The 21,792-nt window shown below is 65.1% G+C and carries 22 protein-coding genes; 8 read left to right on the top strand and 14 right to left on the bottom strand.

Features of this window, described 5'->3' with window-relative positions:
- Positions 1 to 128: 128 nt before the first annotated feature.
- From ACFWP0_RS10765 to ACFWP0_RS10705, 13 genes are all read right to left on the bottom strand, one after another.
- Complete coding sequence (locus ACFWP0_RS10765) at positions 129 to 875, bottom strand: TadE/TadG family type IV pilus assembly protein (protein WP_377841849.1); 747 nt, start codon at positions 873 to 875, stop codon at positions 129 to 131.
- A gap of 91 nt (positions 876 to 966) precedes the next feature.
- Positions 967 to 1,896, bottom strand: a complete 930-nt coding sequence (gene hslO, locus ACFWP0_RS10760; RefSeq protein WP_377841847.1) for an Hsp33 family molecular chaperone HslO — start codon at positions 1,894 to 1,896, stop codon at positions 967 to 969.
- A gap of 74 nt (positions 1,897 to 1,970) precedes the next feature.
- Positions 1,971 to 2,492 (bottom strand): gamma carbonic anhydrase family protein, encoded by a 522-nt coding sequence (locus tag ACFWP0_RS10755; RefSeq protein WP_377841845.1) that lies wholly within the window; start codon positions 2,490 to 2,492, stop codon positions 1,971 to 1,973.
- 2 nt (positions 2,493 to 2,494) lie between these two features.
- Positions 2,495 to 4,210 carry an acyl-CoA synthetase gene (locus ACFWP0_RS10750; RefSeq protein ID WP_377841843.1) on the bottom strand — a complete coding sequence of 572 codons (1,716 nt, stop codon included), beginning with the start codon at positions 4,208 to 4,210 and terminating at the stop codon, positions 2,495 to 2,497.
- Positions 4,211 to 4,336: 126 nt separating this feature from the next.
- The gene (locus ACFWP0_RS10745; RefSeq protein ID WP_377841841.1) at positions 4,337 to 5,209 is read right to left on the bottom strand and encodes a UDP-2,3-diacylglucosamine diphosphatase; all 873 of its coding nucleotides are present in this window, start codon (positions 5,207 to 5,209) and stop codon (positions 4,337 to 4,339) included.
- A gap of 104 nt (positions 5,210 to 5,313) precedes the next feature.
- Positions 5,314 to 5,841 carry an RDD family protein gene (locus tag ACFWP0_RS10740; RefSeq protein ID WP_377841839.1) on the bottom strand — a complete coding sequence of 176 codons (528 nt, stop codon included), beginning with the start codon at positions 5,839 to 5,841 and terminating at the stop codon, positions 5,314 to 5,316.
- A 339-nt stretch (positions 5,842 to 6,180) separates the two neighbouring features.
- Positions 6,181 to 6,369 carry a hypothetical protein gene (locus tag ACFWP0_RS10735; RefSeq protein ID WP_377841837.1) on the bottom strand — a complete coding sequence of 63 codons (189 nt, stop codon included), beginning with the start codon at positions 6,367 to 6,369 and terminating at the stop codon, positions 6,181 to 6,183.
- Positions 6,370 to 6,640: 271 nt separating this feature from the next.
- Complete coding sequence (locus tag ACFWP0_RS10730) at positions 6,641 to 8,422, bottom strand: THUMP domain-containing protein (RefSeq protein ID WP_377841835.1); 1,782 nt, start codon at positions 8,420 to 8,422, stop codon at positions 6,641 to 6,643.
- 33 nt (positions 8,423 to 8,455) lie between these two features.
- On the bottom strand, positions 8,456 to 8,884 hold the full coding sequence (locus ACFWP0_RS10725) for a CopD family protein (protein ID WP_377841834.1): 429 nt from the start codon (positions 8,882 to 8,884) through the stop codon (positions 8,456 to 8,458).
- Between the two features lie 190 nt (positions 8,885 to 9,074).
- Entirely contained in the window at positions 9,075 to 10,526 is a 1,452-nt protein-coding gene (locus tag ACFWP0_RS10720; RefSeq protein ID WP_377841832.1) for a bifunctional 2-methylcitrate dehydratase/aconitate hydratase, read from the bottom strand.
- A gap of 58 nt (positions 10,527 to 10,584) precedes the next feature.
- The gene (gene prpC / locus ACFWP0_RS10715) at positions 10,585 to 11,778 is read right to left on the bottom strand and encodes a 2-methylcitrate synthase (protein WP_377841830.1); all 1,194 of its coding nucleotides are present in this window, start codon (positions 11,776 to 11,778) and stop codon (positions 10,585 to 10,587) included.
- Between the two features lie 94 nt (positions 11,779 to 11,872).
- Positions 11,873 to 12,763, bottom strand: a complete 891-nt coding sequence (prpB, locus tag ACFWP0_RS10710) for a methylisocitrate lyase (RefSeq protein WP_377841828.1) — start codon at positions 12,761 to 12,763, stop codon at positions 11,873 to 11,875.
- Positions 12,764 to 12,933: 170 nt separating this feature from the next.
- Entirely contained in the window at positions 12,934 to 13,923 is a 990-nt protein-coding gene (locus tag ACFWP0_RS10705; RefSeq protein WP_377841827.1) for a malate dehydrogenase, read from the bottom strand.
- A 356-nt stretch (positions 13,924 to 14,279) separates the two neighbouring features.
- On the opposite strand from ACFWP0_RS10705, the gene ACFWP0_RS10700 reads away from it, so the two are divergent.
- The 8 genes from ACFWP0_RS10700 (at position 14,280) to ACFWP0_RS10665 (ending at position 21,321) form a co-directional block, all read left to right on the top strand.
- A complete protein-coding gene (locus tag ACFWP0_RS10700) occupies positions 14,280 to 15,059 on the top strand; it encodes a GntR family transcriptional regulator (RefSeq protein ID WP_377841825.1) in 780 nt (259 codons plus the stop codon).
- Between the two features lie 121 nt (positions 15,060 to 15,180).
- Positions 15,181 to 15,594, top strand: a complete 414-nt coding sequence (sdhC, locus tag ACFWP0_RS10695; RefSeq protein WP_008161845.1) for a succinate dehydrogenase, cytochrome b556 subunit — start codon at positions 15,181 to 15,183, stop codon at positions 15,592 to 15,594.
- The gene (sdhD, locus tag ACFWP0_RS10690; RefSeq protein ID WP_056567857.1) at positions 15,595 to 15,978 is read left to right on the top strand and encodes a succinate dehydrogenase, hydrophobic membrane anchor protein; all 384 of its coding nucleotides are present in this window, start codon (positions 15,595 to 15,597) and stop codon (positions 15,976 to 15,978) included.
- 3 nt (positions 15,979 to 15,981) lie between these two features.
- Entirely contained in the window at positions 15,982 to 17,760 is a 1,779-nt protein-coding gene (gene sdhA / locus ACFWP0_RS10685; RefSeq protein WP_377841822.1) for a succinate dehydrogenase flavoprotein subunit, read from the top strand.
- Positions 17,761 to 17,778: 18 nt separating this feature from the next.
- The gene (locus ACFWP0_RS10680; RefSeq protein ID WP_171664168.1) at positions 17,779 to 18,495 is read left to right on the top strand and encodes a succinate dehydrogenase iron-sulfur subunit; all 717 of its coding nucleotides are present in this window, start codon (positions 17,779 to 17,781) and stop codon (positions 18,493 to 18,495) included.
- A 28-nt stretch (positions 18,496 to 18,523) separates the two neighbouring features.
- On the top strand, positions 18,524 to 18,784 hold the full coding sequence (locus ACFWP0_RS10675) for a succinate dehydrogenase assembly factor 2 (protein ID WP_046802661.1): 261 nt from the start codon (positions 18,524 to 18,526) through the stop codon (positions 18,782 to 18,784).
- Between the two features lie 19 nt (positions 18,785 to 18,803).
- Complete coding sequence (locus ACFWP0_RS10670; protein WP_025141293.1) at positions 18,804 to 20,114, top strand: citrate synthase; 1,311 nt, start codon at positions 18,804 to 18,806, stop codon at positions 20,112 to 20,114.
- 97 nt (positions 20,115 to 20,211) lie between these two features.
- A complete protein-coding gene (locus tag ACFWP0_RS10665; protein ID WP_377841819.1) occupies positions 20,212 to 21,321 on the top strand; it encodes a hypothetical protein in 1,110 nt (369 codons plus the stop codon).
- Between the two features lie 14 nt (positions 21,322 to 21,335).
- On the opposite strand, the gene ACFWP0_RS10660 is transcribed toward ACFWP0_RS10665, so the two are convergent.
- Positions 21,336 to 21,788: a DUF2214 family protein gene (locus ACFWP0_RS10660; protein ID WP_377841817.1), complete on the bottom strand. Its 453-nt coding sequence runs from the start codon at positions 21,786 to 21,788 to the stop codon at positions 21,336 to 21,338.
- Positions 21,789 to 21,792 lie beyond the last annotated feature (4 nt).

Here is a 21,792-nt window from a genome sequence, read left to right as displayed (position 1 = left end):
CCAGCGCGCCGGCTGCCCGGCCGCCCGCGGCTGCGCCCGCCGGCAGGGCCGCCGGTTCCAGCACCGCCACCCCCCCGACGACCCGGCATTGAGGCCGGCCGCCGGCCGTCCCTTTCTTCCGTCCCCGCCTAATCGCAACGCACGCGGCTGCATTCGCCATGCACGACGCCTGCGGTGCGGGGCGTCTTGCGCGCCCAATCCACCGGGTGCGTGTGCATTTCCATTTCCAGTTCGATCCGGATGGGGAGCAGGCCCTGGGCCCGCGCCTGGCCGGCGTAGCTGTCCTCGTCGCTTCCGAGCATTGCCAGCAGGGCCCGCAGCGGCGGCAGCAGCGGCTTGTGCAGATACGTCAGGCGCAGTTTCAGCGTGTTGGCGTGGAAGATGTCGCGCCCGCCGGGCCGGGATGGCCGGCGCGCATGCTGCAGGTCCTGGTAGTCATTGTCGATGGCGCGCAGGCCGGGCGCCGCCGCGACCTTCAGGTCGGACCGAGCGTGATCGCGAAACGATTGCTCGTCCGGCAACAGCACTTCGATCCGCCAGGGGTGCGACCCCATAGCCTGGGCCAGCTCGGCCAATGCGCGTTCCTGGCGGCTCGCCGCGCCCGCCTGGCCCTGCGCATCCGCATACAGCGGAAGCAGCGCCTGCAGGAAGGCCGCCCGCATGCGCGCCGGATCGCCGTGCGCGGTGGCGCCCGCGCGCGCCGCCTCCATCAGCGCCAGGTGCGCCATCTGGCGCGCGGCGTGCCAGCGGGCGGCTTCGGCCGACAACAGGCCCAGCAGCAGCACGATGGCGGCGGCCACGGCGAATTCGATGGCGGCGGCGCCCAACTGCGGGCCCGCTGCCCGGGTCGGGGGCGCAAAGAAAAAGGCGGTCATGGCTGCGCAGTGTGGCGCGGGCATGACCGCCTGTCGATGAGGACAATCCGGCGTGGCAAAAACAGTCCGGCGGGCTTGCCGCCGGCGCGGATCAATGCACCGTGGGCGGCGCGTCGCCGGGGGGCGGCTGGTTCGGCGAGAACAAGGTCGCGCAGTCGACGGAATCGAACTTGTAGGGCTTGCCGCAAAAATCGCAGCCCACGTCCACCTGGCCGCGTTCGGCCAGGATGCTGTTGACCTCTTCCTCGCCCAGCGAGCGCAGCATGCTGGCCACGCGTTCGCGGGTGCACGGACAGTGCCAGCGCACCGGCTGCGGGTCGAACGCCACCAGCGTCTCTTCCCAGTACAGGCGATGGATCAGGGTGTCGATGTCGGTTTCCAGCATTTCGTCGCGCTTGAGGGTGCTCGTCAGCGCGTTGATGCGGTCCCAGGTTTCGGTGGCCGCCTGCTCGCTGAGAATATGCGCGTCCGAGCCGCCGTGGTGGGGCAGGCGCTGGATCAGCATGCCGGCGGTGTGGCCGGCGTCGGCGGCCAGCCACAAGCGGGTGTCGAGCTGCTCGGAAGCCTTCATGTAATGCTGCAGGGCCTGGGCGACGGTGTCGCCTTCCAGGGGCACGATGCCCTGGTAGGTCTGCTGGCCCGGCAGCTTGCGCTGCGGATCCAGCACGACGATGAAGCGCCCGCTGCCGCCCGGGTTGAGCAGGCTCTGCATATTGCCGTCGGTGGGCACCTCATGTCCTTCGCGCATCTTGACGGTGGCGCGCAGGCTGAGGTCGGAGCGGCATTCCACCACCAGCAGGGCGATGGGGCCGTCGCCCTGGATCTGGAGCACCAGCGAGCCATCGAACTTGATGTTGGCCGCAAGCAGGGTGGACGCGGCCACCAGTTCGCCCAGCAGGTTGGTGATGGCGGGGGGGTAGTCGTGGTTGGCCTGGACGGCCTTCCAGGTTTCGTCCAGGCGCACCGCTTGCACGCGGACGCTGCGGTCTTCGGTGAGGTATTTTTTAAGCTGATCGGTCATGGCCGAATGTTAGCCGATCAGAGGGGGCTATTCCCCCTGCTGCCAGCAGGGGGTTGGACGGTTCCCTGGGGACGTCAGGCCAGCCGCTTCAGGGCCGTCTTGTACTGTTGGCCCCGCGCCACGTAATGGGCGGTGTTCTTGTGCAGATTGGCGATCTCTTCTTCCGAGAGCTGGCGGACGATCTTGCCGATGCCGATGACCAGCGAATTGTCCGGGATGATGCGGTCTTCGGGGATGATGGCGCCGGCGCCGATCAGGCAATTGCGGCCAATGACCGCATTGTTCAGCACGATGGCCTGCATGCCCACCAGCGCGCCTTCGTGGATGGTGCAGCCGTGCAGCATGGCCTGGTGACCCACCGTCACGTTGGGGCCGATCGTCATGGGACAGCCCGTGTCCACGTGCAGGACGCTGGATTCCTGGATATTGGTGCCGTGGCGGATCAGGATGGCGTCGTTGTCGCCGCGGATCGACACATGCGACCAGATGCTGACGCCTGCTTCCAGCGCGACGTTGCCGATGATGTCGGCGCTGTCGGCCACGTAGGCTTGCGGGTCGATGCGGGGGATCAGGTCGTTGAGCTGGTAAATGGCCATGCCTAGGTCTCCGGTTGCTGCGCCGGGGCTGCGAGGGGCGCTCCAACGTCTGTGTTGCCCGCGCTGTCCTGCGCGCGCGCTTCTTCGCGCTGGCGCAGGATGCGGCGTTGGATCTTGCCGGTGGTCGTCATGGGCAGTTCGTCGACGAACTCGATCTCCTTCGGGTATTCGTAGGGCGCCAGGCGCTCGCGCACATGCTCCTGCAAATTCTCGATGACATCGTTGCGGTCTCGGTGGACGAACTCCGGCGTCAGCACCACATAGGCCTTGACCAGCGCGCCGCGCTCGGCGTCCGGCTTGGGCACGACCGCCGCGTTGGCCACGGCCGGGTGGCTGATCAGGCAGCTTTCGATTTCCCCGGGTCCGATCCGGTAGCCGGCCGATTTGAATACGTCGTCGGCGCGGCCCGCGTACCAGAGGTAGCCGTCCGCATCCACGGTGGCCAGGTCGCCGGTCAGGCACCAGTCGCCCTTGAACTTGGCGAGCGTGGCCGCCTCGTTGCGCCAGTAGCCCAGGAACATTACCGGGTCGGGATAGCCATGGATGTCCTGCCGGTTGACCGCGATCTCGCCGGTCTCGCCGACGGCGACGGGGGCGCCGTCGTCGTTCAGCACGGCCACGTTATGGCCGGGATAGGGGCGGCCCATGCTGCCGGGCTTGGCGGGCCAGCGCTTCTGGCTGTTGCCCACCACATAGTTCATTTCCGTCTGCCCGAACATCTCGTTGGGCGTCACGCCCAGCGCCGACTGGCACCATTCAAAAACGGTCTCGCCCACGCTTTCCCCGGCGCTCATGATGGAACGCAGGGCAAGCTGGTAGCGGTGGCGGGGTTCGGGCACCGCCTTCATCATCATCTTCAGTGCGGTCGGGAAGAGGAAGGTGTTGGTGACCTGGTAGCGTTCCAGCAGTTCGAAGGCGCGTTCGACCGAAAAGCGTCCGCGCGTGCCGACGATGGGGTGGCCGAAGTACAGCGTGGGCAGCAATGCATCCATCATGCCGCCCGTCCAGGCCCAGTCGGCGGGCGACCAGAACACATCGGCGGGCTTGGGGAACCAGTCCTGCGAGGCCACGAAGCCCGGCAGGTTGCCGATCAGCACGCTGTGCGGCAGCAGGGCGCCCTTGGGGGCGCCCGTGGTGCCCGACGTATAGAGCAGGATGGCTGGGTCCGACGAACGGGTCGGCACCGCCTTGAATTCGCTGGGCTGGCGGGCGAGCAGGCTGCGCCAGGGCAGCACGCGCTCGTCCGCGAAGCCGATGCCGATGATCTGCTGCAGGGCGGGGCAGTTGTCGCTGACGGCGAGCAGGTTCGCGCTGGAGGCGTGGTCGACGATGGCGACCCGGGTCTCCGAGTCCCGCAGGCGGGTCTCCAGGGCTTCCGGGCCGAAAAGCGCCGACAGGGGCAGCACCACGCCGCCCACGCTGTAGATGGCCATGTGGGCGACGACGGTCTCGGGGCGTTGTCCTAAAACGACACCGACCCTGTCCCCGCGGCCCACGCCCATTTTCACCAGGCCGTTGGCCAGTTGATTGGCGGCTTCCGCCAGCCGGGCGAAGGTCCAGACCTCGCGGTTGCCGGATTCATCTTCGTAGTAGATGGCAATGCGCCGCGCATCCGGACTACTGGATGCCCAGCGGTGGCAGCACGCTTCCGCGATGTTGAACTGGGTGGGTACCAGCCAGCGGAATGTTTGGTAGAGCGCCTGATATTGGTCGTTCATGGCCCTATGTTGTGAGCATGTTGCAGCGTGAACGGGTCAGATCGCCCGTTGCCCCAGTTGCAAGCATGACCTAGAGGGACGTGAACTGCAATATCCCCGTTGCGTAACGGGGACGCATACGGGTTATCACGGATGTTTGCTTTGGCGGCGCAGTGCGGAGGGCAGGGCGGGCAAGGTCAGCGACCGGGGCGGGCGGTTCGCCGGATCGGCCTGGCGTTCCGCCTGCAGGACCGCCCAGTCCAGCAGCTGGAGCTGGCCGTCATGGGTTTCCGCCAGGGCGGAAAGGCTTTCCACCCAGTCGCCGTCATTGCAGTAGAGGATGCCGCCCACGTCGCGCAGCTCGGCCTTGTGGATATGGCCGCAGACCACGCCGTCCAGTCCCCGGCGCCGGGCTTCGCCCGCCAGCGCTTCCTCGAAGTCCGTGATGAACGACACGGCGTTCTTGACCTTGTGCTTCAGGTATTGGGACAGCGACCAGTAGTGCAGCCCCAGCCGGTGGCGCAGCCGGTTGAAATGGTGGTTGATCCACAGCGCCAGCTGATAGAGCCCGTCGCCCAGGTGCGCCAGCCAGCGGCTGTGCTGGATCACCCCGTCGAACTGGTCGCCGTGCAGCACCAGCAGGCGCAGGCCCTTGGCCGTGACGTGCACGTCCTCGTCCAGGATCTCGATGTCGCCGAAGGCGTAGCCCGCGAACTCGCGGGCGAACTCGTCGTGGTTGCCCGGAATGAACACCAACCGGGTGCCGTTGCGCGCCTTGCGCAGGATGCGCTGGATGACGTCGTTGTGTGCGCGGGGCCAGTGCCAGTGCTTGCGCAATTGCCAGCCGTCGACGATGTCGCCCACCAGGTACAGGGTGTCCGAATCGTTGTGATCCAGGAAATCAAGCAGGAATTCCGCCTTGCACCCGGCAGTGCCCAGGTGAATGTCGGAAATCCAGAGGGCGCGCCAGTGCGCGGGGCGGATTTCGGTCACGGTCGCTTCCCTGAGGGCTGTGGTCATGCCTGGGAATGAGACCACCCCGCGATGACGGCCGTGTGAAGAATCCGTGACGCTGTTGTGACGTTCGTGCGCGTTCGTGCCGCGCGGGCGTCATGTCCCGTGGTTCAGGGCTGGGGCTGTCCGGCCTTCTTGCGTTGCGGCGCATTGCGCAAGCGCGTGCCCAGGATCCGGTCGTGCAGGAATTGGCCGTCCCGATCGAACCAGGACCAGACGAAGATGGTGAAGGGCGCGGCGACGATGAACATGTCCATGGACGGCCAGCCCGTGGCGCTGGCCGCGGCCCAGACCACGGCGGCGCCGGCCAGCACCAGCGGCCACGCCAGCGCGTAGCGCAGGATCAGGCGCCCGGTGGATGGAGTATTGCCGTCGCGGTCGACCAGCCGGATGTTCCAGGTCTTCATGGGCAGCGTCTGGCCGCGGCGGCGCCAGCACAGCACGAAATACGCGCCGATCGCAATAAACAGCCAGGCTTGCCGCGCGGGACGCAATTCCAGCGCGTTCTTGCTCTGGGTCAGCGTATCCAGGAGGTAGCCCGCCAGGAAGACCACGCCAAACAGCAGCACGGCTTCGTACATCATGCAGGCAAATCGGCGCAGCCGATTAGGGGTCTGGTCGAGGAGGGCGTCGTTCATGGAGCCGTATTATCCATAAAAAGTTGCCCCCACGCCGCGCACGCTACGCGTGCTTGCTGCCCCCGAGGGGGGCGCTTTTGCCTTGGGGCGGCCCGGCGGCAAAAGGTGCCCCCACGCCGCGCACGCTACGCGTGCTTGCTGCCCCCCGAGGGGGCGCTTTTTGCCTTGGGGCGGCCCGGCGGCAAAAGGTGCCCCCACGCCGCGCACGCTACACGTGCTTGCTGCCCCGGATTGGACCGGGCTGCGCGAAAAAAAACCCGCCGGTAAGGGCGGGTCTATAAAAGGGGCTATGCAGCCCCCAAGGGGAAAATCTTTCGGGCCGGGAGGCCCAGGCCATGCTTAGGCAGCGGAGTGCGCGTTCTTGGCGCTCGTCTTGCCAGCCAGGGCCTTGATGCCGTGGGCCAGCTTACGCAGGCCTGCAGCCAGCGCCCGCATCGGGTGCGGACGGAATTGTTCTTCAATTGCCTGGAGCATCAGTTGGCGCTCGAGTTCGTCGGTCAGGCGGATAGAGTTGTTCGGGTTGATCACAATAGCCTCCACGGGCTTGCACAGTTGTTTGCTACTAGGGATAACCCGAATTATAGGGTTTACCCTCAACCTGTGCAAGGGGGAGGTGCAAACTGGTGCAACCTGGCAACACCTTGGTGCTGATAATGCCCCAAATCCGAGCGGCGGGGCACCATAAGCAAAGATAGCGGCGGCATGTTGCGGCGCTTTTACAACGCGCTGGAGGGGATGAAAAACGCGGGGGGAAGGCGCGCGCACCCGGGGGCCGAAGCCGCCCGGGTCGCGGGGGAGTTCAGGCGTCGCGGTAACCGGCGGCGACCAGTTCGAAGCCGAACAGGCGGCAGTCCAGCGAGCCGTTGTGCAGCGGAACGCGGCGCTTGGGCTTCAAGCGCATCTGGTTGGGCAGGGTCAGGTCGCTGGTGATGACATGGAGCTGCCAGCCCGCGAAATTGCGCTTCAGGCATGTGGCCCAGTCGCGCCACAGGTCCGGGTCCTGCTCGGCGCCCATCCGTTCGCCGTAAGGCGGGTTGGTGACGATCCAGCCATGGTCTGCGGGCGCCGTGACCTGGCGCGCGTCGCCCACTTCGAAGCGGATGGAGTCCGCCGTGAGCCAGGCGCGCTCGGCATTATTCTGTGCAAATTCAATGGCTTGCGGGTCCAGGTCGTAACCTACCAGCGGCGCGTCCAGCTGCGGCAGGATGCGCGAGCGGGCGTCGTCCTTCAGGTCGCGCCAGCGGTAGGCGTCGTGGTCGCGCAGGCGTTCGAAGCCGAACGGGCGCGAGATGCCCGGAGGCACGCCCAGGGCGATCCATGCCGCTTCGATCAGGATCGTGCCCGAACCGCAGAACGGATCCAGCAGCGGCGCCGCGGGATCCCAGCCCGCCAGCGCCAGCATGCCGGCCGCCAGGTTTTCGCGCAGCGGCGCCTCGCCCTTGTCCAGGCGCCAGCCGCGCTTGAACAGGGACTCGCCCGAGGTGTCCAGGTACAGCGTGGCGGTATGGCCTGTCAGGAACAGGTGGACGCGCGCATCCGGCCGCACCGTGTCGATGCTGGGGCGTTCGCCTTCCAGTTCGCGCAGGCGGTCGCAGATGCCGTCCTTGGCGCGCAGATTGCAGTACTGCAGGCTTTGCACCGGGCTCTTGATGGCCGAGGTATCCACGCGCAGCGTCTGCTCGGCGCCGAACCAGCGTTCCCAGGGGGTGTCGCGGGCCAGGTCCAGGATGTCGTCTTCGTGCGAGATCTCGGCGTGCGCGACCTGCACCAGGATGCGGGTCGCCAGGCGCGAATACAGGTTGGCGCGCTGCACGCCCGACCAGTCGGCGGTGAACGAGCAGCCCGCGCGGCCGGCTTGCGCGTCGTCATAGCCCAGCGCCTGCATTTCCGCCGTCAGGGCCTCTTCCAGGCCTTGGGGGCAGGGGGCGAAGACGGTGAAGATCTCCGCCTGGCGGGGTTCGCGCGGACGGCGGCTGCGGGTCTCGACGGTGGGGGCGCGCTCGCGGGAATAGTCGCGCTCTTGCGCAAATTCCGGCTCTGCTGCGTGTTCGGGTTCCGGCGCGAACTCGGGCGCTGGGCCGTCATCCTCGAAGGGATCATAGAAGCGTCCCGCCGGCGTGGCGGGGGCGATGTATTGGTCGTCGCGCAGGCGCGGCGCGCGCTGCTGCGGGCGTGCTGCGCGCGAAGCGGGCGCGGCGTCGCGGCGGATGTCGTCGGAGCGGCCGCGGGTCGACGGACCGCGATCGGACGAACCACGATTGGGCGTTCCGCGATCGGACGGTCCGCGTTGGGACGAACCGCGGTCGGGCTGGCCGGCGCGGGGCGCCTGGCCCCGGCTGGGGGCGCCTCGGCCGCCGGCGGAGGGCTTGCGCGCGCCGCGCGCTTCCTCTTCCTGGCGGCGCTGGTAGCCGACCGGGTCTTTCTGGCGCTCGACGCTTTCCTTGGTGCGCTCGATCTGAGCGACCAGGCGGGCGCGGGCGCCGGTACGGGTGCGCTTGGGCGCGTCTTCGGCGTGGGCGTCGCGCGCCGTTTTCTTGATCGTCAGCGTCTTGCGCGGACGGCCCTGTTCATCAGAGGACATACGAATCCTGGCGAATGTGCAAAGGTAGGGGTATCAGAAGGGTTTGACGACGACCAGCGCCACCACCACCAAGAGCAGCAAGACGGGAACTTCGTTGAACCAGCGATAGAACTTGTGCGAACGGGTGTTCTTGCCCTGTTCGAATTTACGCAGCATCAGGCCACAGGCGTGATGGTAGCCGATGACGAGCAGGACGAAAAAGAGTTTGGCATGCATCCAGCCATTGCCCGGGCCGACGCCGATGCCGTAGCCCAGGTACAGCCACATGCCGAAGATGACGGCCACGACCGCGAGGATGGTGGTGAAGCGATACAGGCGGCGGGCCATGCCCAGCAGCGTTGCCTGGACGGCGGCGTCCGATTGCTGCGCCAGATTCACGAAGATGCGCGGCAGATAGAACAACCCGGCAAACCAGGAAGCGATAAAGACAATATGGAAGGTCTTGACCCAAAGCATGGCCATGGCGCGATCCGATCGGGGAAAGCCGCATTGTATGCCCCGAAGAGGGAGAGTCCCGCAGGAAGTGCCCCACGCCGCGCACGCCATGCGCGTGCTTGCTGCCCCCCGAGGGGGCAGCCCCGTTTGGGGCTGCCCGGCGGCGGGGCGGCCATTCTTCGCGCAGGTCCGCGCTGCGGGCGTGTCCCTCGGCGACTCAGATCACGTACAGATCCACGTACTCATGGACCGGCATTGCTTCCAGCGTCTTCTGGTCCAGCGAGGCGTCCAGGATGCGCTGCTGCTGCCTGGCCGGGAAAATGCGGGCCAGGTTGGTGCGGAACTTGGCTTCCAGCAGCGGGATGCCGTCGGCGCGGCGGCGCTTGTGCCCGATGGGGTATTCGCAGACGATTTCGTCCAGCGCGGCGCCGTCCTTGAATTCCACGGTCAGCGCATTGGCGATGGAGCGCTTGGCGGGGTTGTGATAATCGCTGGTGTAGGCCGGGTCCTCGACGCAGACGATCCTGTCGCGCAGCGCGTCGATGCGCGGGTCGCGCGCGATCTCGTCTTCGTAGTCGGCCGCGGTGAGGCGGCCGAACAGCACCGGCACGGCCACCATGTACTGGATGCAATGGTCGCGGTCGGCGGGATTGTTCAGGGGGCCCTTCTTGTCGATGATGCGGATGCAGGCCTCGTGGGTGCGGATCGTGATCTTTGCGATGTCGTCCGCGCTTTTGCCGATGGCCTTGAGCCTGTCGTGGATTTCCATGGCGCATTCGACGGCGGTCTGCGAATGGAATTCGGCTGGAAACGAGATCTTGAACAGCACGTTTTCCATCACGTAGCTGCCGTAGGGGCGCTGAAACTTGAACGGCTGGCCCTTGAAGAGCACGTCGTAAAAGCCCCAGGTCTTGGCCGTCAGCACGGACGGATAGCCCATCTCGCCAGTCCTGGCGATGAGCGCCAGGCGCACGGCGCGGCTGGTGGCGTCGCCCGCGGCCCAGCTTTTCCGGCTGCCCGTATTGGGGGCGTGGCGGTAGGTGCGCAGGCTCTGCCCGTCGACCCAGGCCAGCGACACGGCGTTGATCACTTCGTCGCGGGAGAGGCCCAGCATCTGCGCCACGACGGCGGTGGACGCCACCTTGACCAGCACGACGTGGTCCAGGCCGACCTTGTTAAAGGAGTTCTCCAGGGCGATGCAGCCCTGGATCTCGTGCGCCTTGATCATGCCGGTCAGCACGTCGCGCATGGCCAGCGGCGGGCGGCCGGCGGCGACCGCCGTGCGCGACAGCCAGTCGGCCGTGGCGAGGATGCCGCCCAGGTTATCCGAGGGATGGCCCCATTCGGCGGCCAGCCAGGTGTCGTTGAAATCCAGCCATCGGATCATGGCGCCGATGTTGAACGCGGCCTGGACAGGGTCCAGCTGGAACTGCGTGCCCGGCACCTTGGCGCCGTTGGGCACCGTGGTGCCTGGGACGACCGGCCCCAGCAATTTCCTGCACGCCGGATATTCCAGCGCTTCCAGGCCGCAGCCCAGCGTGTCGATCAGGCAGTTCCGGGCGGTTTCATACGCCAGGCCGCTCTGGATTTCATAGTTCAGGACGTAGTCCGCGATATCGACCAGCACCTGGTCGGGATCGGGACGCACGTTGGAGATCGGGGCAGACATAGCGATACCTCTCCGGAAAGTGAATACAGGTGGCCATGCCGCGCCCCTCGCCCTTGCCTTACTTGCGCTTGTCGATCGGCACGAACTTCTGGTCTTCCGGGCCCACGTAGTTGGCGGTGGGGCGGATGATCTTGTTGTCGATGCGCTGCTCGATGATGTGGGCCGACCAGCCCGCGGTGCGCGCGATGACGAACAGCGGGGTGAACATGGCGGTGGGCACGCCCATCATGTGGTAGCTGACGGCCGAGAACCAGTCCAGGTTGGGGAACATCTTCTTGACGTCCCACATGACGGTTTCCAGGCGTTCGGCGATGTCGAACATCTTGGTGGTGCCGGTCTTCTTGGACAGCTTCTTGGCCACGTCCTTGATGACCTTGTTGCGCGGGTCGGACACGGTGTAGACCGGATGGCCGAAGCCGATGATGACTTCCTTGGCTTCCACGCGGCGGCGGATGTCGGCCTCGGCTTCGTCCGGCGTTTCATAGCGCTTCTGCACTTCGAAGGCCACTTCGTTGGCGCCGCCGTGCTTGGGGCCGCGCAGCGCGCCGATGGCGCCGGTGATGGCCGAGTACACATCGGAACCGGTGCCGGCCACGACGCGGGCCGTGAACGTGGAGGCGTTGAACTCGTGTTCGGCGTACAGGTTCAGCGAGATGTGCATCGCCTTGACCCACTCGTCGCTGGGCTTCTCGCCGTGCAGCAGGTGCAGGAAGTGGCCGCCGATGCTGTCGTCGTCCGTCTGCACGTCGATGATGCGGCCGTTGTGGCTGTAGTGATACCAGTACAGCAGGGCGGAGCCCAGGTTGGCCATCAGGCGGTCGGCGATGTCGCGCGCGCCCGGGGTGTTGTGGTCTTCTTTTTCTGGCAGCACGCAGCCCAGCACCGACACGGCCGTGCGCATCACGTCCATGGGGTGGCTGGCGGCGGGCAGGGCTTCGAGCGCAACCTGGAGCTGGGCGGGCAGGCCGCGCAGGCTGCGCAGCTTTTCCTTGTAGGCCTTCAGCTCGGCCTTGTTGGGCAGCTTTCCATGGACCAGCAAGTGGGCGATTTCCTCGAACTCGCTGGCGTGGGCGATGTCCAGGATGTCGTAGCCGCGGTAGTGCAGGTCGTTGCCGCTGCGGCCGACCGTGCACAGTGCGGTGTTGCCCGCGACCACGCCGGACAGCGCAACCGACTTCTTGGGCTTGAAACCGGCTTTCTCTTCCGGCTTGGCGTCCGACTTGGCTTCTTGCTTCTTGGGAGCCGTGCTCATGTCTCTACTCCTTTCCTTACGCGATGGACGATGCAATGGATGGCGGGGAGGCGCCCCGGGGTTGCCGCGGCGCCGGATGCCGGGACTGCGCGGATTACGCCTTGCCCTTCTGGAAGAGCGCATCCAGTTTGGATTCGAATTCGTGATAGCCGATGCGGTCGTACAGCTCTTCGCGCGTCTGCATCAGGTCCACCACGTTTTTCTGGTGGCCGTCGCGGCGGATGGCGGTGTAGACGGCCTCGGCGGCCTTGTTCATGGCGCGGAAGGCAGACAGCGGATAGAGCACCATGCCCACGCCCACGCTCTTGAGCTCTTCCACCGAGAACAGCGGCGTCTTGCCGAATTCGGTGATGTTGGCCAGCACCGGCACCTTCACCGCCTTGACGAAGCGGTCGTAGGTGGGCAGGTCGTAGGCGGCCTCGGCGAAGATCGCGTCGGCGCCGGCTTCCACGCAGGCCAGCGCGCGCTCGATGGCGGCGTCCACGCCGTGCGAGGCGATCGCGTCGGTGCGGGCAATCAGGTAGAAGTCGCTGTCGGTGCGGGCGTCGGCCGCCGCTTTCACGCGGTCGGCCATTTCCTCGGTCGTGACGATTTCCTTGCCCGGACGATGGCCGCAGCGCTTGGCGCCGACCTGGTCTTCAATGTGGCAGGCGGCGGCGCCGGACTTGATCAGGCTCTTGACCGTGCGGCCGATGTTGAAGGCCGAGGGGCCAAAGCCGGTGTCGATGTCGACCAGCAGCGGCACGTCGCACACGTCGGTGATGCGGCGCACGTCCGTCAGGACGTCGTCCATCGTGTTGATGCCCAGGTCCGGCAGGCCCAGCGAACCGGCCGCGACGCCGCCGCCCGACAGGTAGATGGCGCGGTAGCCGGCGCGCTTGGCCAGCAGGGCGTGGTTCGCGTTGATGGCGCCGATGATCTGCAGCGGGCTTTCTTCGGTGAGCGCGCGACGGAAGAGGGCGCCGGGCGATTCGGGTCTGGACATGATTGTCTCCGTTTTTTTGGCTAGCCCACGACCTTAGCGCGGGCCCGAAAAATAAATCTGTCCCCTGCGCGACAATCGCCTGCGGCCAGGCCAAGAGACAGGTTTATGTTCCGGTCTTGCTTAGGAATTGGGCCCGCATGAACGGGCCCAATCCTTTACTCGTGCGCTGCTTACTTCAGCAGGTCCTTGACGCCGTCGCGCTCTTCGAGGAGCTCTTTCAGCGTGAAGTCCAGGCGCTCGCGCGAGAAGGCGTCGATTTCCAGGCCTTCGATGCGCTTGTATTCGCCGTTTTCGGTCGTGACCGGCACGCCGTAGATGATGCCTTCGGGGATGCCGTAGGAGCCGTCCGACGGGATGCCCATCGTGACCCACTTGCCGTTGCTGCCCAGAACCCAGTCACGGACGTGGTCGATGGCGGCGTTGGCGGCCGAAGCGGCCGAGGACAGGCCGCGGGCTTCGATGATGGCGGCGCCGCGCTTGCCCACGGTGGGGATGAACGTGTCGCGGTTCCAGGCGTCGTCGCCGATCAGCTTGGAGAGCGATTCGCCGCCGACGGTGGCGAAACGGTAGTCCGGGTACATCGTGGGCGAGTGGTTGCCCCACACGACCAGCTTTTCGATGTCGGCGACGGCCTTGCCAGACTTGGCGGCCAGTTGCGACAGGGCGCGGTTGTGGTCCAGGCGCAGCATGGCGGTGAAGTTCTTGGCCGGCAGGTCCGGCGCCGACTTCATGGCGATGTAGGCGTTGGTGTTGGCGGGGTTGCCGACGACCAGGACCTTGACGTTGCGGCTGGCGACGTCGTTCAGCGCCTTGCCCTGCGCCGTGAAGATCTGGGCGTTGACCGACAGCAGGTCCTTGCGTTCCATGCCGGGGCCGCGCGGACGGGCGCCGACCAGCAGGGCCACGTCGGCGTCCTTGAAGGCGGTGCGCGGGTCGCTGTGTGCGGTGACTTCTTGCAGCAGCGGGAAGGCGCAGTCATCCAGTTCCATGATGACGCCCTTCAGGGCCTTTTGCGCTTTCTCGTCGGGGATTTCCAGCAGTTGCAGGATGACGGGTTGATCTTTACCCAGCATTTCGCCCGAGGCGATGCGGAATAGCAGTGCGTAACCGATTTGGCCGGCGGCGCCGGTGACGGCGACACGCAAGGCAGGCTTGGACATGGACGTTCTCCGTAATGGTTTGGCGAGAAAAAAATCTCACCAATCAGTGTAATCGTTGGGCGTGGAATCAACGCGCGCGCAAGCGCTCGGCGCGAGGCCCGGACAGCGTTGAATCCTAGATCGAATTTACGTGTCCGTCAATTGCTCTTCTATCTTATATAAGACATAAGACGTTGGACAGCGTACCTGCCAATATGCCACAATAGAGCGTTTATCCGAATGCGCCGCAGCCAGGTCTGGCCGCGCGCCTGTATCAAGCCAGAAGACCGGCAGCAGCAGCGCATTGCGGATGGGTTTGCATCCTTTGCGCTGCTTTCCTATTCATACGGATAAACATGACACTTTCAAGAAGATCCATGGCAGAGCCCCGGCCCGAAACCTCCTTACGCACTCGCGCCGCCCGTCCCACGGGCGAGGGGGCCGCTTTCAGTCCGCTCTACCGCCAGATCAAGGATCTGCTTGTCCAAAGCCTCGAGCGCGGCGAATGGAAGCCCGGCGAGCTCATCCCCAGCGAAATCGATCTGGCCGCCCGTTTTCAGGTGAGCCAGGGTACGGTGCGCAAGGCGGTCGATGAGCTGGCGGCCGAGCACATGCTGCTGCGCCGCCAAGGCAAGGGCACTTTTGTCGCCACCCACCACGAAGCCCGCGTGCGCTACCGTTTCCTGCGCCTGGCCCCCGACGAAGAAGGCGAGGCCGGCCTTGCGGAAAGCCGCATCCTGGAATGCCGGCGCCTGCGCGCGCCCGCCGAGATCGCGCGCGCCCTGGACCTGCGGGCCGGCGAAACCGTCGTCATGATCCGCCGCCTGCTGTCCATGGGGCAGACACCCACCGTCGTGGACGACATCTGGCTGCCCGGTTCCATTTTCCGAGGACTGACCCTGGAGCTCCTGACCGCCAACCGGGCGCCGCTCTATGGCCTGTTCGAATCCGAGTTCGGCGTCAGCATGGTGCGCGCGGACGAGAAGCTGCGCGCGGTCGCCGCGCCGGCCGAAGTCTGTACGCTCCTTAATGTTGCCGCCGGCGCGCCGTTGTTGCAGGTGGATCGGGTGTCTTACACCTATGGTGACCGCCCCATGGAAATTCGCCGGGGTTTGTACTTGACCGATCGATACCACTACCGCAATAGTCTGAATTGATGAGCTTTTTACCTACGATTTGATACCAACCCGTTCTCTGGGCGAAAATACCGTGTTTGCCCGCAAGGGCCACGGCATTTTTGCCGTCACGATTCCCTAGTTCCGAAACACCGAGGCCGTCATGTCCGACACCGCTGCCAAGCCACGTCCGCAGTTTCGCAATATTGGTATTGCGCAACTTGCCAGTTACCGCCTGCCCCTGGCCGGCAAGCTGTCCATCCTGCACCGCGTCAGCGGCGCGCTGCTGTTCCTCTGTCTTCCCTTGGTCATCCTGCCGTTGTTCGCGGCCAGCGTGGCCGCGCCCCAAACGTTCGCAGCCGTGGCCGCGTACGCCGGCAATCCGATCGTAAAGCTTGTCTTCCTCGTCCTGGTCTGGGGCTACCTGCACCACTTCTGTGCCGGCATCCGGTACCTGCTGCTCGACCTGCACATCGGCATCGACAAGCTGTCGGCCAAGAAGAGCGCCGGCGTGGTGTTCGGCGTCAGCCTGGCGCTGACCCTGGTGTTCGCTCTCAAACTGTTCGGAGTGCTGTAAATGGCCGCCGCTAAAAACTACGGACCCAAGCGCCTGGTCGTCGGCGCCCACTACGGCGTCATGGATTTCATCATCCAGCGCATCACCGCCGTCATCATGGCCGTGTATACGCTGGTGCTGCTCATCGGCATCCTGATGATGCCGGCCTTCACGTACGAGCACTGGACCGCGCTGTTCAACTTCTACGTGGGCGTTCTTCCGGTTGGCCAGATCCTGGCCACCCTTGCATTCATTGCGCTGGCCTGGCATGCCTGGATCGGCGTGCGCGACATCTGGATGGACTACGTCAAGTCGGTGGGCGTGCGCCTGCTGCTGCAAGTGCTGACGATCCTCTGGCTGGTCGGTTCGGTCGTTTACTTCGCGCAAATCCTCTGGAGCATTTAAGCCGTGGTCTCTGTCATGAAATCCTTGCCGCGCCGCCAGTTTGATGTGGTGGTCGTTGGCGCCGGCGGAGCCGGCATGCGTTGTTCGCTGCAACTGTCCCAAGCGGGCCTGTCCGTTGCAGTGCTGTCCAAAGTGTTCCCCACGCGTTCGCACACGGTTGCCGCCCAAGGCGGCGTGAGCGCCTCGCTGGGCAACATGAGCGAAGACAACTGGTACTGGCACATGTACGACACCGTCAAGGGTTCGGACTGGCTGGGCGACCAGGACGCCATCGAATTCATGTGCCGTGAAGCGCCGAACGCCGTGTACGAGCTCGAGCACTTCGGCATGCCGTTCGACCGCAACCCCGACGGCACGATCTATCAGCGTCCGTTCGGCGGCCACACCGCCAACTTCGGCGAAAAGCCGGTCCAGCGCGCCTGTGCCGCTGCGGACCGCACCGGCCACGCTCTGCTGCACACCCTCTACCAGCGCAACGTCGCCGCGCGCACCCAGTTCTTCGTCGAATGGATGGCGCTGGACTTGCTGCGCAACGAAGCGGGCGACGTCGTGGGCGTGACCGCCCTGGAAATGGAAACGGGCGAAATCTACATCCTGGAAGCCAAGACCACGGTGCTGGCCACCGGCGGCGCCGGCCGTATCTGGGCCGCTTCCACCAACGCCTTCATCAATACCGGCGACGGCCTGGGCATGGCCGCCCGCGCGGGCATCCCGCTGCAGGACATGGAATTCTGGCAATTCCACCCGACCGGCGTGGCCGGCGCCGGCGTGCTGATCACGGAAGGCGTGCGCGGCGAAGGCGGCATCCTGCTGAACAAGGATGGCGAACGCTTCATGGAGCGCTATGCGCCCACGCTGAAGGATCTGGCTCCGCGCGACTTCGTGTCCCGCTCGATGGACCAGGAAATCAAGGAAGGCCGCGGCTGCGGCCCCGACGGCAGCTACGTGGTCCTGAAGCTGGACCACCTGGGCGCCGACGTCATCAACAAGCGCCTGCCCTCGATCCGCGAAATTGCCATCAAGTTTGGCAACGTCGACCCGATCAAGGAACCGATCCCCGTCGTTCCGACCATCCACTACCAGATGGGCGGCATTCCGGCCAACTATCACGGCCAGGTGCTGTCGCGTGAAAACGGCGAGAACAAGGTCGTCAACGGCCTGTACGCCATCGGCGAATGCGCCGCGGTGTCGGTCCACGGCGCCAACCGCCTGGGCACCAACTCGCTGCTCGACCTGATCGTGTTCGGCCGCGCCACCGGCAACCACATCGTGAATTCGCACCCGGAACGCCAGCGCGCTCACCAAGAGCTGCCGCAGCAGGCCGTCGAATTCTCGCTGGACCGCGTCAACAAGCTGGAATCGCGCACCTCCGGCGAAAAGACGCAGGATATCGGCAACGCCATCCGCTTCTCGATGCAGCGCCACTGCGGCGTGTTCCGCACGCTGGAACTGCTGAACGAAGGCGTGACCCAGATCGAAGACCTGGCCAAGCAAGCCGACAATATCTATTTCAAGGACAAGTCCAAGGTGTTCAACACCGCGCGCGTCGAGGCGCTGGAACTGGCGAACATGACCGAAGTGGCCCGCGCCACCATCAAGTCGGCCGCCAACCGCACCGAAAGCCGCGGCGCGCATGCGCTGGACGACCACCCGACTCGCGATGACGAGAACTGGCTGAAGCACACGCTGTGGTACTCCGAAGGCAGCCGTCTGGATTACAAGCCCGTGCAGATGAAGCCGCTGACGGTCGAATCCTTCCCGCCCAAGGCGCGTACCTTCTAAGTCCGGATTGAGCCCACTATGAGCAACAAGAGAATCGTCAAGTTCGAAATCTACCGCTACGATCCGGACAAGGACGAGCGCCCCTACATGCAGAAGCTGGAAGTCGAACTCCAGCCCACCGACAAGATGCTGCTTGATGCGCTGGTGCGCATCAAGAACGACGTCGATGACAGCCTGGCCCTGCGCCGCTCGTGCCGTGAAGGCGTGTGCGGTTCGGACGCCATGAACATCAACGGCAAGAACGGCCTGGCCTGCACCACCAACCTGCGCGAACTCAAGGAACCCATCGTCCTGCGTCCGCTGCCGGGCCTGCCCGTGATCCGCGACCTGATCGTGGACATGACGCACTTCTTCAACCAGTACCACTCGGTCCGTCCGTACCTCATCAACGACACGCCGCCGCCCGAGAAAGAGCGCCTGCAGTCGCCCGAGGCGCGCGAAGAGCTCGATGGCCTGTACGAGTGCATCCTGTGCGCGTGCTGTTCCACTTCCTGCCCGTCGTTCTGGTGGAACCCGGACAAGTTCGTCGGCCCGGCCGGCCTGCTGCAAGCCTACCGTTTCATCGCCGACAGCCGCGACGAAGCCACGGGCGAGCGCCTGGACAATCTGGAAGACCCGTACCGCCTGTTCCGTTGCCACACCATCATGAATTGCGTCGACGTCTGTCCCAAGGGACTGAACCCGACCAAGGCGATCGGCAAGATCAAGGAACTGATGGTCCGTCGCACGGTCTAGTTTTTAGTTGTGTATTTAAGGTGTCACGATGAGCAGGCTAACTGAACTGGAGCGGGCGCGACTGCGTTGGCGGGCGCGCCGCGGCCTGCTCGAAAACGACTTGATCATCACCCGGTATCTGGACGCTTACGAGGCTGAACTTACCGATGATGATGTGGCCGCATTGACCCAGCTTTTCGAGATGGGAGACAACGATCTTCTCGATTTGCTGCTGGCCCGCAAGGAACTCGAAGGCGAGCTGGATACGCCCAGGCTTCGAGGAATTATTGGCCAGATGCGCGCGCTCTGATTAATTGAGAGGAATAAACATGAACCTGTCTGACAAAAAAGCCACTCTATCCTTCTCGGATGGCAGCGCACCCATTGAGTTCCCTGTCTACAAGGGCACGGTCGGTCCGGATGTGATCGACATCCGCAAGCTGTATGGCCAGACGGGCATGTTTACGTTTGACCCCGGCTTCATGTCCACGGCAGCCTGCGAATCGGGCATCACGTACATCGACGGCGACAAGGGCGAACTGCTGTACCGCGGCTTCCCCATCGAGCAATTGGCCGTCAATTGCGACTTCATGGACATCTGCTACCTGATCCTGAACGGCGAGCTGCCCAACCAGGAACAGAAGGCCGATTTCGACTCGCAAGTGACCCATCACACGATGGTCAACGAGCAGCTGCATTTCTTCCTGCGCGGCTTCCGCCGCGACGCGCACCCGATGGCGGTGCTGACGGGCCTGGTCGGCGCGCTGTCCGCGTTCTACCACGACTCCACCGACATCACGAACCCCCAGCATCGCCACATCTCGGCTATCCGCCTGATCGCCAAGATGCCGACGCTGGTTGCGATGGCGTACAAGTACTCGCAAGGCCAGCCGTTCATCTACCCGCAGAATGACCTGTCCTACACGGGCAACTTCCTGCGCATGATGTTCGCCACGCCGTGCGAAGACTACAAGGTCAACGAAGTCGTCGAGCGCGCGCTGGACCGCATCTTCATCCTGCATGCCGACCACGAGCAGAACGCGTCGACCTCGACCGTCCGCCTGTGCGGTTCGTCGGGCACCAACCCGTTCGCCGCCATCTCGGCCGGCGTGGCTTGCCTGTGGGGCCCGGCTCACGGCGGCGCCAACGAAGCTTGCCTGCAAATGCTGGAAGAACTGCAAGCCAACGGCGGCATCGCCAAGGTCGGCGAGTTCATGGAGAAGGTCAAGGACAAGAACTCGGGCGTGCGCCTGATGGGCTTTGGCCACCGCGTCTACAAGAACTACGACCCGCGCGCCAAGCTGATGCAGGAAACCTGCAAGGAAGTTCTCTCGGCCCTGGGCCTGGAAAACGACCCGCTGTTCAAGCTGGCCATGGAACTGGAACGCATCGCCCTGTCGGATCCGTACTTCGTCCAGCGCAAGCTGTACCCGAACGTGGACTTCTACTCGGGTATCGTCCAGCGCGCCATCGGCATCCCGACCTCGCTGTTCACGGCCATCTTCGCGCTGGCCCGCACGGTGGGCTGGATCGCCCAGTGGAACGAAATGCTGTCGGATCCCGATTACAAGATCGGTCGTCCGCGCCAGCTGTTCACCGGTTCGGTCACGCGCGACGTGCCCCCGATGGACAAGCGCTGATCGCATCGCGCTTCGACAAGAAACCGCCTTCGGGCGGTTTTTTGTTGCGCTGCTGCTCGGGCGATGGAGCGGCGGATAAGCGGATATCATCCTTGCCATGATTCCGATAGCCCTGCCTTCCGCCAGCTTCTACATCCTGATTTCCCTCGGCTTTCTTGCCGGCATCGTGCTGCTGGGCTGGGGGCTGGTCCTGGCGGCCAGCGTGGGGGCGCGCCGCAAGGTCCGCAAATACTGGAAGACCTCCGTCATCGCCTTCGTGCCGCTGGCACTCCTGTTCGGCTATTACGCGTGGGTGCAAGCCATCGTCTGGCACGTCGGACGGGAAAGCGACCGCCAGGCGGCGGCGCGGCTGGTCACGTTGCAGCAGCCGCAGACCCTGGGCGGCATCGCGATGCCCGCCGGCACGCGGCTTCAGCTGCAGGACGAAGGCCAGCTGGAAACCTATGTCGAGGCCGAGTTTCCGCATGCCGTGCCGATGTACGGCATGGAGGCGACCCACGCGCGGCGCTACCTCGGCACCGACTACGACAAGGATACCTACGCCACCATCGCCAGATACCCGCGTTCCGTCATCCTGCGCGGCATTGGCGATCAGTCCGTGCAGGGCTGGCAGTGCGATGCCGGCGTGGACGTCGAATTCGATTCCGAGCGCGACGGCGCGATGAAGGCGCTGAGGACGTGCCAGCTTGCGCAAGGCAATCGGCTGGGAGACATGGAGATCGCTGCCGGCTCGACGCTGTACGGGTCGGACGGGACGGTCTATGTCGATGGGTCCAGGGACCCGGACCGCTGGCGCATCGAGGTCAGGAATCCGGTGGCGGTGCAGGCGTTCGGGCTGATGCTGAGCGAGCCGACGCTCTATCTGGACGCCGACCGTCGCCTGCTGCGTTTTGCCGACGCGAAGCTGGCTTGCCCCACCCGATTCGGGGACTTCAGCTATTCCGCGGGCACGCACGTGAAAACCGCCAGGCGCAATGGCGCCAAGCCGGAGCCTTATCCGGGCGTGCTGGTGTTCAGCCCTTGGGACGGGGGCGTGGCCAGGCGCGCGGGGCAAGAGGACGTGGGCGAGGGCAAGTCGGTGATGCAGACCCTGGACGGCAAGCTGGCAGGCATCGTGCCCAACGAAGAGGCCGGGGTGTTCCAGTACGCCACCTTCGTGGTGGACGGCAAGGAACCGGCCAGGCCGGCCCTTGCGCGCTGTCCCTGACGCCGAGCGCTTTCTTAGATGCCCATCCCGCGCGCCATCAGCACGGCGAACAGCGGCAGGAAGATGAAGAGGTGCGAGGCGATCATCACCCAGCGCCGCGCCCGCATGATCTCGGGCGGGGCGGGCACGAAGCCCGGCTGCTGGCGCGATTGTTTTGCCCACCGCAGAAAGGCCAGCGTGGGCGGTATCGAACAGAGCGCAATGAGGACGAACAGGCTCATCTTGGCGTGGAACCAGGGATTGCTCATATAGAAGGCGGCGCCTTTGATGCCCTGGGTCAGGCGCAGCACGCCCGTAACCAGCACGACGATGGCGCTGATGCCATAGAGGCGGTCGTAGATGATCAGGCGCTTTACGCCGCCGGCGGTCAGGTCGGGGCGCAGCAGCACGGCTTCGGCGGTCAGGACCACCACCAGTACGAAGATGGCCAGGTAGTGAAACCAGGCATACAGGGCATCGGCCAGCATGTCG

It is taken from the genome of Achromobacter sp. NPDC058515, from assembly GCF_042721735.1.
In the GTDB taxonomy this organism is placed as follows: domain Bacteria; phylum Pseudomonadota; class Gammaproteobacteria; order Burkholderiales; family Burkholderiaceae_B; genus Achromobacter.
Note: the sequence above shows the minus strand (reverse complement) of the source record. Positions and strands in the feature narration are given on the sequence as shown.

Coding starts and splice junctions, on each gene's coding strand:
- sdhC (WP_008161845.1), top strand. CDS start 15,181: ATGTCCGACACCGCTGCCAAGCCACGTCCGCAGTTTCGCAATATTGGT.
- ACFWP0_RS10725 (WP_377841834.1), bottom strand. CDS start 8,884: ATGGCCATGCTTTGGGTCAAGACCTTCCATATTGTCTTTATCGCTTCC.
- ACFWP0_RS10740 (WP_377841839.1), bottom strand. CDS start 5,841: ATGAACGACGCCCTCCTCGACCAGACCCCTAATCGGCTGCGCCGATTT.
- ACFWP0_RS10720 (WP_377841832.1), bottom strand. CDS start 10,526: ATGTCTGCCCCGATCTCCAACGTGCGTCCCGATCCCGACCAGGTGCTG.
- ACFWP0_RS10705 (WP_377841827.1), bottom strand. CDS start 13,923: ATGTCCAAGCCTGCCTTGCGTGTCGCCGTCACCGGCGCCGCCGGCCAA.
- ACFWP0_RS10700 (WP_377841825.1), top strand. CDS start 14,280: ATGGCAGAGCCCCGGCCCGAAACCTCCTTACGCACTCGCGCCGCCCGT.
- ACFWP0_RS10755 (WP_377841845.1), bottom strand. CDS start 2,492: ATGGCCATTTACCAGCTCAACGACCTGATCCCCCGCATCGACCCGCAA.
- prpB (WP_377841828.1), bottom strand. CDS start 12,763: ATGTCCAGACCCGAATCGCCCGGCGCCCTCTTCCGTCGCGCGCTCACC.
- ACFWP0_RS10675 (WP_046802661.1), top strand. CDS start 18,524: ATGAGCAGGCTAACTGAACTGGAGCGGGCGCGACTGCGTTGGCGGGCG.
- ACFWP0_RS10745 (WP_377841841.1), bottom strand. CDS start 5,209: ATGACCACAGCCCTCAGGGAAGCGACCGTGACCGAAATCCGCCCCGCG.
- ACFWP0_RS10750 (WP_377841843.1), bottom strand. CDS start 4,210: ATGAACGACCAATATCAGGCGCTCTACCAAACATTCCGCTGGCTGGTA.
- ACFWP0_RS10765 (WP_377841849.1), bottom strand. CDS start 875: ATGACCGCCTTTTTCTTTGCGCCCCCGACCCGGGCAGCGGGCCCGCAG.
- hslO (WP_377841847.1), bottom strand. CDS start 1,896: ATGACCGATCAGCTTAAAAAATACCTCACCGAAGACCGCAGCGTCCGC.
- ACFWP0_RS10730 (WP_377841835.1), bottom strand. CDS start 8,422: ATGTCCTCTGATGAACAGGGCCGTCCGCGCAAGACGCTGACGATCAAG.
- sdhD (WP_056567857.1), top strand. CDS start 15,595: ATGGCCGCCGCTAAAAACTACGGACCCAAGCGCCTGGTCGTCGGCGCC.
- prpC (WP_377841830.1), bottom strand. CDS start 11,778: ATGAGCACGGCTCCCAAGAAGCAAGAAGCCAAGTCGGACGCCAAGCCG.
- ACFWP0_RS10665 (WP_377841819.1), top strand. CDS start 20,212: ATGATTCCGATAGCCCTGCCTTCCGCCAGCTTCTACATCCTGATTTCC.
- ACFWP0_RS10680 (WP_171664168.1), top strand. CDS start 17,779: ATGAGCAACAAGAGAATCGTCAAGTTCGAAATCTACCGCTACGATCCG.
- ACFWP0_RS10660 (WP_377841817.1), bottom strand. CDS start 21,788: ATGCTGGCCGATGCCCTGTATGCCTGGTTTCACTACCTGGCCATCTTC.
- ACFWP0_RS10670 (WP_025141293.1), top strand. CDS start 18,804: ATGAACCTGTCTGACAAAAAAGCCACTCTATCCTTCTCGGATGGCAGC.